Annotated in this window: 8 protein-coding genes; 4 read left to right on the top strand and 4 right to left on the bottom strand. The window is 63.4% G+C overall.

The window, feature by feature from the left end; genetic code table 11:
* Positions 1-14 precede the first annotated feature (14 nt).
* Positions 15-845, bottom strand: a complete 831-nt coding sequence (locus tag L21SP4_RS00725) for an alpha/beta hydrolase (RefSeq protein WP_052880862.1) — start codon at positions 843-845, stop codon at positions 15-17.
* A 348-nt stretch (positions 846-1,193) separates the two neighbouring features.
* On the opposite strand from L21SP4_RS00725, the gene L21SP4_RS00720 reads away from it, so the two are divergent.
* Positions 1,194-1,736: an LA_2272 family surface repeat-containing protein gene (locus tag L21SP4_RS00720; RefSeq protein WP_144413700.1), complete on the top strand. Its 543-nt coding sequence runs from the start codon at positions 1,194-1,196 to the stop codon at positions 1,734-1,736.
* A gap of 16 nt (positions 1,737-1,752) precedes the next feature.
* Complete coding sequence (locus L21SP4_RS00715) at positions 1,753-2,331, top strand: hypothetical protein (protein ID WP_052880860.1); 579 nt, start codon at positions 1,753-1,755, stop codon at positions 2,329-2,331.
* A 21-nt stretch (positions 2,332-2,352) separates the two neighbouring features.
* Here L21SP4_RS00715 and nfi read toward each other — a convergent pair whose 3' ends face one another.
* The 3 genes from nfi to L21SP4_RS00700 form a co-directional block, all read right to left on the bottom strand.
* Positions 2,353-3,015, bottom strand: coding sequence for a deoxyribonuclease V (gene nfi, locus L21SP4_RS00710; protein ID WP_052880859.1), 663 nt, complete (start codon positions 3,013-3,015; stop codon positions 2,353-2,355).
* A gap of 133 nt (positions 3,016-3,148) precedes the next feature.
* Positions 3,149-3,709, bottom strand: coding sequence for a YbhB/YbcL family Raf kinase inhibitor-like protein (locus tag L21SP4_RS00705; protein WP_052880858.1), 561 nt, complete (start codon positions 3,707-3,709; stop codon positions 3,149-3,151).
* Between the two features lie 112 nt (positions 3,710-3,821).
* The gene (locus tag L21SP4_RS00700; RefSeq protein WP_052880857.1) at positions 3,822-6,185 is read right to left on the bottom strand and encodes a phosphoketolase family protein; all 2,364 of its coding nucleotides are present in this window, start codon (positions 6,183-6,185) and stop codon (positions 3,822-3,824) included.
* A gap of 356 nt (positions 6,186-6,541) precedes the next feature.
* Here L21SP4_RS00700 and L21SP4_RS00695 point away from each other — a divergent pair, with 356 nt between their 5' ends.
* Positions 6,542-7,060 (top strand): hypothetical protein, encoded by a 519-nt coding sequence (locus L21SP4_RS00695; RefSeq protein WP_052880856.1) that lies wholly within the window; start codon positions 6,542-6,544, stop codon positions 7,058-7,060.
* A 15-nt stretch (positions 7,061-7,075) separates the two neighbouring features.
* Positions 7,076-11,635, top strand: coding sequence for an RHS repeat-associated core domain-containing protein (locus L21SP4_RS00690; RefSeq protein ID WP_052880855.1), 4,560 nt, complete (start codon positions 7,076-7,078; stop codon positions 11,633-11,635).
* Positions 11,636-12,471 lie beyond the last annotated feature (836 nt).

Below are 12,471 nucleotides of genomic sequence, written 5' to 3'. Positions count from 1 at the left end.
GCGAACGGAAAAAATCAGGGCGAAACCGGAATCCAGCCCAGCGATTCCAGAAAGTCCACGGCAGCCCGTGTGGTGCGCGTCGTGAAGGGTTCGCGGTTGAAAAAGCCGTGTCCGGCGTCCTCGTAGATCCTGACTTCGCAGCGCCCGCCCGCGGCCTCAATTTTCTCCCGGAAACTCCGTGCCGTCGAAACTGGGATCGTGTCATCGCGGTCGCCGAGCATGAAAAGCGCAGGGGGTATATCCGGACCGATATTGTGCAGCGGCGAAAACCGCGGCCATGCCTCTCCGATCCGGTCGTAACCATAGCCCTCGGGGCTGTTGTCGACTACCGGGTTGAAGAGCAGCAGCGCGTCGGGGCGGCAGCTCACCTCCGGGTCCGACGGATCGTTCCAGTCTTCCAGGGTGGCCGTGGCGGCGGCCAGGTGGCCGCCCGCGGAGCCGCCTCCGGCGGCGATACGCTCCGGATCCACGCCCCAGTCCTCCGCGTGGGCCCGGACCCAGCGCAACGCCGATTTCGCATCCTTAAGCGATTCAAAGGGTGTGGTTCCGTGCCTTTCTTCGACCCGGTAATCGGGACAGAACGCCACCATCCCGCGCGAGGCCAGGGCGCGGGCCTGCCGTGAAAAGTGCAGGGGATTGCCGCCCTTCCAACCCCCTCCAAAGAAGAATACTGCGGCCGGCCGACGGTCGCGGGCGTCCCACCCTTCCGGGAGGTAGATGTGCACGGCGAGATCCTGCTGCGGGGTCTCCCTGTAGACGGGTCTGCGGTCCGGGGCGACCTCCGCGGCGCGGGCGGAGGTCGCCAGCAGCGCAATGAAAAGGATACGCACGGCCTTCGGTGTCATCGGCATTCTCCCGGCTAAGGCGTTCAGTCGCGCCGGATCATAGCACAGAATCCGGCGGGATATACAAGTCTGCGCCCTTTCATTCCAGCAGTTCTCATTATGGCCGCATTCCGACCGCGGACGGCGTGGCAGCCGTCCCTCCCGAGTCGATATCCGACGCATTTTCGGGCACTGGGAGGGTCGGGTGCCACCCCGACCGAAAAGGGTGAAGCCATAATGAGAATCGCTGCTTTCACTCACCGTCAATGAATTGCTGGAATTCGCGCAGGGATCGTATTAGAATCAAACCGCAGCAGCCCGATGCGACGACCGGGCAGGTTAAAGAATGAAAAGGAAAGGAGTGTTCCCGTGAAAAGAAAAGCTGTTGTATTTACGGTTATGATGATGACGGCGGGGTTAAGCGCCTCGGCGGCGGAACCCGTTCAGCTCAGCCTGACGCCCGATGTGGCGATCCATGACCGGGGTGTCATGATTCGCGGAATCGCTCTGAACATCTGGGGGGAAAATCCGCAGGAAGCCCTGGCACTGGGTATCGTCAACGGCTCCACAGGACAAAGCCTCGGGTTCAGCTGGTCGCTTCTGCTCAACTACGCCGAAAGCTACCGCGGGGTTCAGTGGGCGGCGGTCAATTACGCCACGGCGGAATTCACGGGCTGGCAGGGCGGATGCATCAATTACTCCGGCGGCTCGACCTACGGACTGCAGACCGCGTTCGTGAATTACTCGGCCCATCTTCGCGGGCTGCAGCTCGGATTGTTCAATGTGGCTGAAAGCACCGATGAGGCACTGCAGGTCGGGGTGATCAATCTTCTCCCTGAAAACGAGACCTGGTTCGGGAATCTCCCCGAAGAGCTGGCTCCGGGCATGGTTCTGGTGAACTGGAGCTTCTAGCGATGACCCTGAAACGGTGAAGACGCCCATCACACATCGTGCCGGCGGCTGGGCGTTCCGGGGTGCGGGGGTGGCGCTGGCGGCCGCCCTGATGATACCGGCGTGGGCGGAAGTGGACCGTGCGGGCACACTGGCTTTGTATGCCGCGACGTGGATCCTTCTGGCTCATCTTGTACTCGGGGTATACGTTCTTCTGCGATTTCTCGATGCGAAGGACGACACGCACAATGCCATGGACGCCATGGGAGCGGTTTTCCTCTATGGGGCCGTACTCTCCGTGGGTAACACCTCTCTGTGGTGCGCGTTCTGGGGGGGCGTGTTCGCCATAGCCGTGATGAAATACCTCATTCTGCTGAAGCATTGGCCGAACACTGAGTTGCGTGATTATATCCGGGAGAAGCTGCGCATCGAGGCGCCGGCGGTCCCGCTCGCCGCGGTGTTCGCCGTGGTGAGCGAGCGGATCCCCGCGGACGATCCGGTGCGGCTCGCTCTTGAGGTATTCCTGCTGGCCGCCGCAATCGGCACCGCGGTATGGATGATCGCCATCCGCCGCCTGTACGGAAAAGCGGTGCGGGGGGCACGGGAGCAGCGGTGAACCGGGTTCCCGTGCCGCGTACTATACGGACTGCAGTCCCGAGGCAAGGCGGTGAGCGGCACGGGTGGTTTCCGGAAGGCGATAGCGAGGGGTGCAGCGCAGCACGAAGTCGACCGCGGTCTCGAGGTCGATGCGATGCCCTGCGGAGATAAACAGCGGCTTCACGCCGGTTCGAGTCCGGAGCACCGTCCCAATCCGTTCCCTTCCGTCATAGAGCGGCGCTCGGCAACCGCGTTCCCGCCCGGGAGCTTCAAAGGTGCCGCACAGGCGGCTCTTTGCAACCCCGATGGTAGCATAGCCGGTACGGACGCCCAGATGACACGCGATGCCCATGCGCCGGGGGTGGGCACGCCCCTGTCCGTCGCACAGGATCAGGTCCGGCTTCTCCCGGAGCTTCTCCAACGCACGCTCGACCGCCGGAAGCTCACGGAAGGAAAGCAGGCCGGGAACATACGGGAAGGAGGTGTCGAGGGTGACCTGGGCGGAATCAACCGGTTCAAGGTCGGGATAGCGGAGCACGGCGATGGCGGCGCGAGTGCGTCCTTCCGGAAAACCGACGTCAACCCCGGCCACGTGGCGCACGGAGCCGAAACGGTTTTCGGTCACAACCTCGGGCGCCAGCGCCTCCTGAACGGCGCGGGCCCCGGCCGGAGTCAGGTCCCAGGAATGGCGTTTCGGATCCATAAACGGCTCAGTCAGGCAGCTGCGGCAAGGGAACCGTCCTGACCCGGGTTATGCACCAGCACACCGTGTCTGACCTGTAACACACGCGGAATCAGAGAGACTCCGGAGCCGGCCCGGCCGGTTTGCTCCCGCCCTATTGCCTTTTGTACCGGCCCATCAGCTCGGCTTTCGCAATCACATGGCCTTCGATGGCCTCGAGCAGTTCATCCCTGCTCGCGCCGGGTTCGAGGCCGAGTTCCGTATCCAGCGCGAACAGCCGGAAAAAGTAGCGGTGTGTCCCGTCGGGCGGACAGGGGCCCCCGTAGCCGATGCGGCGGAAGTCGTTGAGACCCTGAACGGCGCCGTTTTCCGTTTGGGGGTCGGCGGGGATATTCTCCGGCAGGGCGCGCACATCCGCCGGGATATTGTACATGACCCAGTGCACCCAGGTTCCCACCGGCGCGTCGGGATCGTCGACGATCAGGGCGAAACTGCGGACTCCTTCAGGCGCGTTCGTCCAGGAAAGGGGAATCGAGACGTCAGCCCCGTCACAGGTATATTGCGACGGAATCATCTCCCCGGACTCGAACGCGGATGAACTCAGCTGCATCGGGCTCTCTCCTTCTTTCTTTCGGTTCGGGGCGGCCTGGACGGCCATGGCGAAAGAGACCGCCAGGAAGAGGAACACCGGAATCGTGTGTGACCGGATGACCATACACCGCCTCCTTGCCTGTTCACACGCATGGTACACCCGCGCCCGCCGGGTCGTCAAACAGGCGGCAGGGCCGGGAATCGTCCGCGCCCACCGTGATCCGGAGCACGGCCCCTCAGCCGGGCCACACCCAGTCCCGGATTTCGGGCACGTCCTCTCCGTAACGCTGTACGTACTCGCGGTGTTCGATAAGCCTGTCCCGCAGCATCTGCTTGGTATACGCCGCCGCGTAGCCGAGTTTCTCCACGCGATCGATCACGTCGCCGACCAGATGAAAACGGTCCAGATCGTTGCGCACCACCATGTCGAACGGTGTGGTGGTCGTGCCTTCCTCCTTGTATCCCCGAACGTGAAGATTGCGATGGTTCGTGCGGCGGTACGTGAGCCGGTGGATCAGCCAAGGGTATCCGTGGTAGGCGAAGATGATCGGCTTGTCCGTCGTGAACATCGCATCGAAGTCCTTGTCCGGCAGTCCGTGCGGGTGTTCCGACTCGGGCTGCAGGGTCATGAGATCGACCACGTTCACCACCCGCACCCTGAGTTCGGGGAAGCGTCGCCTGAGGATGTCCACGGCGGCCAGGGTCTCCAGTGTGGGGACGTCGCCCGCGCAGGCCATGACCACGTCGGGTTCGCCGCCGCGGTCGTTGCTGGCCCACTCCCAGATGCCGAGGCCCGCGGTGCAGTGCTTGATCGCCGACTCCATGTCCAGGTACTGCGGTTCGGGCTGCTTGCCGGCGACGATTACATTGATGTAATCGCGGCTGCGCAGACAGTGGTCGGCCACGGAGAGCAGCGTGTTGGCGTCCGGCGGCAGGTAGACGCGGATGATATCCGCCTTCTTGTTGACCACATGGTCGATGAAGCCGGGGTCCTGGTGCGAGAACCCATTGTGGTCCTGACGCCAGACGTGCGAGGTCAGCAGGTAGTTGAACGAGGCGATCGACTGGCGCCAGGGTATTTCATCACGCGTGACCTTCAGCCATTTCGCATGCTGATTGAACATGGAGTCGATGATGTGGATGAATGCTTCGTAGCAGGCGAAAAAGCCGTGACGGCCCGTGAGCAGATAACCCTCGAGCCACCCCTGACAGGTGTGTTCGCTCAGCACCTCCATCACGCGGCCTTCGGGCGAGAGCGTTTCGTCGGTTTCCATCCTTTCGCAGTTCCAGGTGCGGCCGGTGGCCTCGAAAAGAGCGCCCAGCCGGTTCGATTCGGTCTCGTCCGGGCCGAAGACGCGGAAGTTGTCCGGATTGCGCCGGATCACGTCGCGCAGGAAACACCCGAGGATGCGCGTGGCCTCGGCGCATTCGGTCCCGGGCGACTCGACCTTTACGGCGTAGTCGCGGAAATCGGGCATGCACAGCGACCGCAGCAGAACGCCGCCGTTGGCGTGGGGATTGGCCCCCATCCGCCGCGGACCGGCGGGCGAGAGCGCGCCGACTTCGGGGCGAAGCGTTCCTTCGTCGTCGAACAACTCTTCCGGGCGATAGCTCTTCATCCACCGCTCGAGCTGAAGCGTCTGCTCGGGGTCGGTGCGGGGACGGGTCAACGGCACCTGGTGCGATCGCCATGTCCCCTCCACCTGCCTGCCGTCGACCTGCTCCGGACCCGTCCAGCCCTTGGGCGTGCGCAGGATGAGCATCGGCCACCGCGGGCGATAACCGTCGTCGCGCCCGGCGGCCTCGCCGCGGATGGCGGCGATCGACTCGAAAATCTCTTCGAGCGCCCCGGCCATCGCACGGTGTGCCTCCGCCGGGTCGTCTCCGACCACCGTGAAGGGCCGGTATCCATAGCCCTCCATGAGGCGGTAGAGTTCGTCCTCCGGCATCCGCGCCAGGAACGAGGGGTTGGCGATCTTGTATCCGTTGAGGTGCAGGATGGGAAGCACCGTGCCGTCGCGCCCGGGATTCAGAAACTTGTTTCCGTGCCATCCCGCGGCCAGAGGCCCGGTCTCGGCCTCGCCGTCGCCGATCACGCACGCGGCGATGAGGTCCGGATTGTCGAAGACAGCACCGAAGGCGTGGGCGAGAGAGTAGCCAAGTTCGCCGCCCTCGTGAATCGAGCCGGGTGTCTCGGGCGCCACGTGGCTCGGTACGCCGCCGGGGAAAGAAAACTGCTTGAAGAGCATCTGCATGCCCTCGGCGTCCCGCGTGACCTCCGGGTACAGCTCGCTGTACGTCCCCTCAAGATAGGTATTGGCCACCATGGCCGGACCGCCGTGCCCCGGGCCGCAGATCATGATCATGTTAAGGTCCCGCGCGAGGATCGCGCGGTTGAGATGGGCATAGATGAAATTCAGCCCGGGCGTGGTGCCCCAGTGACCGAGCAGCCGCGGCTTGACGTGCTCCTTCCGGAGCTTTTCACGCAGCAGCGGATTGGCGAAGAGATAGATCTGGCCCACCGAAAGATAGTTGGCGGCGCGCCACCACGCGTCAATCCGCCGGAGTTCTTCGTCGCTAATGGTCGCGTCTGCATGCATCACCGCACCCCCTCTTACTCTGGCGCACCGGCGCCGGACATCGACCCGGCGATCTGTCGGCAGTCTACCGCTTCGAGATCCGTTTTTCAAACGACGCGCACGAATCACGTTCACTCTTGCCCCTTTTCGCTTACCTGGCCTCCTGATCCATGAGATGGGTCACCCGATATAAATCCTGCAGATCCCAATATTATGCAGGCGATAGTACGAGAATAGGTACACAGGATGGCATAGATAGTCTGTGCACATAGTGCACGGAATAATTGAATATAGTTCTAGCCTGTATCGAATATAACGGTAACGTACATATCCCATAAAGGGCGCTCTTCACTCACACCCGCCGGGAGGTAGATGTTATGAAACCCCTTTCACTTTTCGCTGCCGTCGCCGGTCCGTGGCTCGTGGGGGGCGTCGCGCAGGGAGCCGGCTGCGAAGCGGTCACGAAGCTCGCGATCGAGGTTTATCCACGCGCGGACGGCAGCGTCCGGACGGTTCTGCGTTCCCCGGCGCCGGACCTCGAACCCTGCGACCTCTTTGTGAGCCGGGATCTCCAGAGCTGGTGCCTGGACGGCGAAAGGCTGCCGCTGGGGGGTACGGCGCGCATCGCCCGCGTCCACTTCGCCGACCCCGGCGAAGCCGTATTCTACGCGGCGGCGTTATGGGATGCCGATGCGGATGCCGACCTCGTTCCCGACGGCCGGGAGGTTTATCTTTACGGGACGGCGGCTTCCCGGACGGATACGGACGGAGACGGGCTCGACGACGGCGAGGAACTCTACGGGCGGCGGACGGACCCCTGTAATGCGGACGCCGTCTCCCCGCTTGTTACGATTCATGCCCCGGCAGACAACGCCGTCTATATCCGCCAACCATGAAGGGGAGTAAGGATTATGATGAAGCGAAAATACGTTCCGGTGAAACCCGTGGCCCTGATGGTGGAATGCGCGCTTCTCAATACGCCGTGCCCGGAATCGGCCCCGGCAAGAAACTATACGGACCCCTATCGTGACGCGCCGTATTACGGAAACCGGAATATTTACGGGTACCGCGACAGCAGTCTCTGTCATTACCTCGGCTCGGATACGGTTACCCTCCATTTCACGGTGGACTTCCACCACTGTCCCACCAACCGCCTGGATCTTTGGCTGCCGAATCACGGGAACAACGCACGCGGCGGGGAGCTTGTAGAGGGGGTCGAAGACGGCTACCGCTACACGCACACCGCATCGAACAACCGGGGTAACAATCATCGCTGGGAGCTTCCGGATAACAACGTGCACCGCGGAGTTCCCTCCCTGCCGGACTGGGACGGCGGGAATCCGACGACCGGCATCCCGGGGTACACCGGCCGGACCAGCGGTTACCTCACGGTGACGGAACGTAATCCGCTGCCCTGCCCACCCCATAAGGGGCCGAAGCACTGCGAATACGAGATTACCCTGCAGCTCTCCGGCGACGGCACGTTCGACCTCCCGCCGCCGGCGGAGCCGGAGATTACGCTGGGCGATCCGAAGGGCTTTTCGGAGGAGCCGATCAGCGGCACCACGGGCGATCTGTTCTTTAAGGAACGGGACCTCTCCGCGCCGCTGCCCGGCCTGCCGCTGGAATTCACCCGGCACTACCATAGCACGCTCGCGGAGACGGGCGCGCTGGGCCGGTGCTGGACGCACCGCTACGACTGGTCGGCGGATAGGGCTCAGACCGTGCACGGCAGTGTGACCGCGGAGGTGATGCGGGTTCGCACCGGCACGGGCAAAATCCATACGTTTCACCCCGACGGCAGCGGCGGATTCGAACCCGCGAAAGGACTGAACTGGACACTCTGCGGCAACGCAACGAACGGCTATACGCTCAGCGTCCCCCCGGACCTGGAGTACGCCTTTAACGGGGAAGGGCGACTGGACCATATCCGGCGGCTCTCGGGCCCGCAGATCGATCTGAGCTATACGAATCTGCCCGCGGGGGAGCGGCTGATCGAGGTGAGCCATCCGGCGGGGAAGAGCCTGAATCTGAGTTATTCGAACGGCCTGTTGCGCAGCGCGACGCTTTCGACGAATCTCGCGGTCTCCTGCGAATACACCGCCTCAGGGCAGCTCCGTCGCAGCGAACGCACCGGGGAGGGCGCGGCCCTGACACGAACCTACGACTGCGCGGCGGACGGCGCGGGTGTGATCACGCAGCGCGTGGACGGACTCGGCCATGTCTATCGCTACGGCTATACCACCAACCTTCCGCCGGCCAGAGGTACGTCCCTCTCGATCAACGATCAGTGGTACGCCCACCAGGTCGACTACGAGGCGGGCGCGCGACCGGAGGATCCGGTCACGGCGATCGCCTACAACCTGGGCGACGTGACCGTCACCAATCTGTATTACTACGAGCCGTTCTTCGGGCAGATCATCGAACAGCACGGGCCCTTTGCCGACCCGGCGGAGGGAGGACCCTCGGTCCGCTTTGATCACGACCTCGCGGGCAACACGACCAACGAGACCCGGTACGCGGCGGACACCAACCTCTTCATCCGCACCTGGTCGCAGTACGACGCGCGGAACAACCGCACCCTGCGCGGAACCGGCTACGGCACAGACCCGCGCTGTTTCGAGTCGATGACGTACGATACCCATAACCTCCTGCAGGTCCTCACCGATGCCTCGGGCCTGCGCACGGAGTTCGATTACACGAACGGCCTGGTCGCGGCGATCCGTACGTTCCCCGCCACCAACCGAACCACAGAGACGCGCCTGGCGTACACCACCCACGGTCTGCTGGCGGCGGTGACCAACGCCAACGGGCACTGGACGCGGCATTACTACGACGCGAGCGGCTTTCGCACCTCGTCGGTGCCGCAGGCGGGACCGGCGCTGAGCTTCGCCTATAACGAGCTGGGCCATCTCGTGCGCACCGAACGCGGCGGCGTGTGTCTGGCGAGCAACCGGGTGGATGCGCTCGGCCGCGTGCTGGAGGTGCGCTATCCCGACGGGACCGGCGAGCAGTTCGCCCGCGACGCGCACGGACGGGTGACGAATCATGTGGACCGCGCGGGGCGGGTGACGACGACCCGCTGGTACCCGACCGGGAAGGTTCGCGAGATCGGCCGGGTGTGCAACGGGACGAATCTCACCATCCGCTACGCCTATGACCCGCTCTTTCATACGCTCTCGATCACCGACCGGCTGGACCGGGCGGTGGAGACCTACCGGCTCGATCTGCAGGGACGCGTGGAAGAGGTCACCAACCTGGAAGGCCAGCAGATGAGCGTCTCAAACGGGGTGGGCGACTACGTCCTGGCGATCACCCGTTTCGACGGTACGGAGGTCGGCTACGATTATGACCGGGACGGGCGGCGTTCGGAGGCGCGCTACCCGGACGCGACGAATATCTACACCTATGCCTCGAACGGCCTCCTGCGCACGGCCGGCGATGCGACGGGCTCGGTGTCGAACCGCTACGACGGCGCGGGGCGGCTCATCGGACGCGAGGTCGACCGGCCGGGCGAGGACTGGAGTCTCGCGTACGGGTACGATCCTGCGGGAAACCGGACGAACGCGCAGGTGAGCTGCGCGGGAACGAACCTCCTCTACTCCTGGGGCATTGACGCGGCGGAGCGGGTGGACGCGCTCTCCGGACCGGGATCGGACTGGACGCTGGCCTACGACCCGACCCACGGCCGACTCGCGTCGATCAGCGCGACGAACGCGGGCGTCTGGATGAGTCGGCACTGCGACGTGATGGATCGCGTGACAAATCTGCTCTGGCACGCCGGGAGCACCGTTGCGCTCGAGATCAAGTACGGCTATGATGCCGCAGGCATGATCACCTCGCGCGTCATCCGGACTGCGGCGACGACGAACCGCGCGTCGTATGCCTACGACGCGCTCGAGCGGCTCCGGACCGGGACGCGCGGCGAAAACACCATGACCTACCGCTACGACGCCGCCGGGAACCGCACCTCGAAGCGCGGCGGGGACTGGACCGTGGACTATACCCGCGGCGCGGGCAATCGGCTCGCGGCGTGGACGGCGACGTCTTCCAATGACTTCGCCTCGCTGCGCACGTTCGACGTGCTCGGGAGTTCCTCCGAACCGATCGGTACGAACGGCGCGTTCGGGTATCTTCAGATCAGCAACGCCGTCTCGTGCGTCACACCGGAGGTCAGCGGGGCGGTATTTCGCGCCGAGGACTTCGTGGTGGGCTGGTCGACGCAGGAGGTCACGGCGGCGATCCGCGACGCGGCGGGGAACATGGGCTACGCGACCCATACGCTGGTGCTGGGGGTGGTGACCAACGCGCAGTACGGGTACGACGCCGCGGGCTGCGTGACGAACATCACCTGCCGCGGCCACGCGGCCGATTGGGATGCGGAACTTCGGTGGGACGGCCGCTACCGGCTCACCTCCGTCACGCTCGGCGGGCTGGAGATCGAACACGAGTACGATCTCGACGGGCGCCGGACCCGCCGCGAGGTGAGAACTTCCGGGGCGACCAACACGGTTCATTACATCTACGACGGCGAACAGGTCGTCGCCGAGATCGACGAGAGCGGGACGCTGCGCCGCACGTATGTATGGGCCCCGGAAATCGACCGGCTGCTCTCGTTCACCGACTACGAGTCCGGGGCGACAAACACGTACTACGCGCTCACCGACCCGCAGGGCACCGTCCACGCGCTGCTCGACGAGACCGGCGCGGTGGCCGAGTCGTACGAGTACAACGCCTGGGGGCGGGTCGAGGCCGTGCGCCAGGCCGACGGCGAGGAGCTGACCCGCTCCGCGCTCGCGAACCGCTACCTCTGGCAGGGGCGCGAGTACGACTGGGCTCTGCACGAAACCACCGGCGGCTACGGCCTCTATCAATTCCGCGCGCGGTGGTATGACCCCGTCACAGGGAGATTCCTCAGTAAAGATCCCATCGGGATCAACGGCGGGTTGAACCAGTATGTGTTCTGCGGGAATGATCCGGTGAATGGTACTGACCCGTTCGGGCTGTGCGATTCAGGACAAGATACGCCAAGATGGTGGGAATACTTCATCCCCAGTCGTATTTGGTATGGTCCCTATGGGGGCGCCAATATGGTCGGCTACTACCGGCGTGCCGGCCAAAGCGGAATGCGCCCCGAGAACATTGGGCCTGATGCCATTGGCTATCCACAGGGCGCGCCGGTCAGGAACTGGCTCGATGTTACGTATCTGATGCATGACAGGGAGCTTGCCGGAGCTAAAAGCCCTCAAAATGTGAGGAGGGCCGACGCCAGATTGATACTACGATCCTTCGTTGCTCCTTTGCGCAGTCCAGGACCTGATTTCTCTGAACGTCCCCCTCTCTTCCGTGCGTGGGCAGCAATACCGGCTTTTCTGGTGGCGCATCCTGGAAGCCGGTTTGGCGTAATGCAGGGCGCAGGCGCAGACGGTAGTGACCAGGGGGTATTCTATCTCTTCGATATTGACTTTTAGTCGGAGGTCCTCGGATTTTCGCATGCGTTCTGGAATTGTCAGACTTCTTGCCTTCGTGCTGGGGGTTCACGCGCTTCTGGCAGCGGGTTGTGTGGTCGCACCGGTGCGTCAAGAACGCTACCTGGGCGGCAATCCTGAGGTAGCCATTGGCGCTTGGTATGTCCGATGGGTTTCGGAGAAGACGCTCGGCTGTAGCGTCGCACTAGAATCGCGGAATACAAGGGTTGACGCAGGTGGTTCGTATATTATTGGACCGGGAGGCCGTCGCTATGATCATGACCAGTTCCAGATAGAGAGAATCCGACAGCGACAGGGCTGGTTTATGTTCGATATCACTCGATCAGAGAAGTCGGGCCTAGTCTTCAAGGCAGGGACGTACTACATCCATGTTACTGTACTCGCCGACGGTGAAATGCACACCTACTCCGGGAAGTGGGAATTCAAGCACGTATTGGGGACTCCGCTTTAGTGGGGCACTTAACAGGCCGGCAGGTGGTTGTAAGACCCGGAGCAGGACGAGATCAAACCGACACGGCTGTCTTTGTCTTCTTTGAATCGGAATTCTAGCTGAGGGTACCATTCTGGAGCATGATGAAATCGAGACGCCTCATATTAGCGATGATGCTGCCTGTCGTTCTCCTTTCAGGATGTGTCGTGGCCCCGGTGCGATTTCAGGAACACATCGCCGGAACCCCGACGGGTCCCCGGGGCGCTGGTATATCAATTGGGTCTCGAGAAATGAGCTGTGGTGCAGCGTCGCGGTGAATGCGCCCTTTGAATCTTCTATAATCGACATCAAGAAGTCCTTCATCATAGACCCACAAGGAACGGCTCAC

The organism is Kiritimatiella glycovorans (assembly GCF_001017655.1).
In the GTDB taxonomy this organism is placed as follows: Bacteria; Verrucomicrobiota; Kiritimatiellia; order Kiritimatiellales; family Kiritimatiellaceae; genus Kiritimatiella; species Kiritimatiella glycovorans.
This window is presented reverse-complemented; position numbering and strand designations above follow the sequence as displayed.

What these genes read in the sequence shown, in the direction of transcription:
- L21SP4_RS00690 (WP_052880855.1), top strand. Translation starts at nt 7,076, where the DNA reads ATGATGAAGCGAAAATACGTTCCGGTGAAACCCGTGGCCCTGATGGTG.
- L21SP4_RS00705 (WP_052880858.1), bottom strand. Translation starts at nt 3,709, where the DNA reads ATGGTCATCCGGTCACACACGATTCCGGTGTTCCTCTTCCTGGCGGTC.
- L21SP4_RS00700 (WP_052880857.1), bottom strand. Translation starts at nt 6,185, where the DNA reads ATGCATGCAGACGCGACCATTAGCGACGAAGAACTCCGGCGGATTGAC.
- L21SP4_RS00695 (WP_052880856.1), top strand. Translation starts at nt 6,542, where the DNA reads ATGAAACCCCTTTCACTTTTCGCTGCCGTCGCCGGTCCGTGGCTCGTG.
- nfi (WP_052880859.1), bottom strand. Translation starts at nt 3,015, where the DNA reads ATGGATCCGAAACGCCATTCCTGGGACCTGACTCCGGCCGGGGCCCGC.
- L21SP4_RS00725 (WP_052880862.1), bottom strand. Translation starts at nt 845, where the DNA reads ATGACACCGAAGGCCGTGCGTATCCTTTTCATTGCGCTGCTGGCGACC.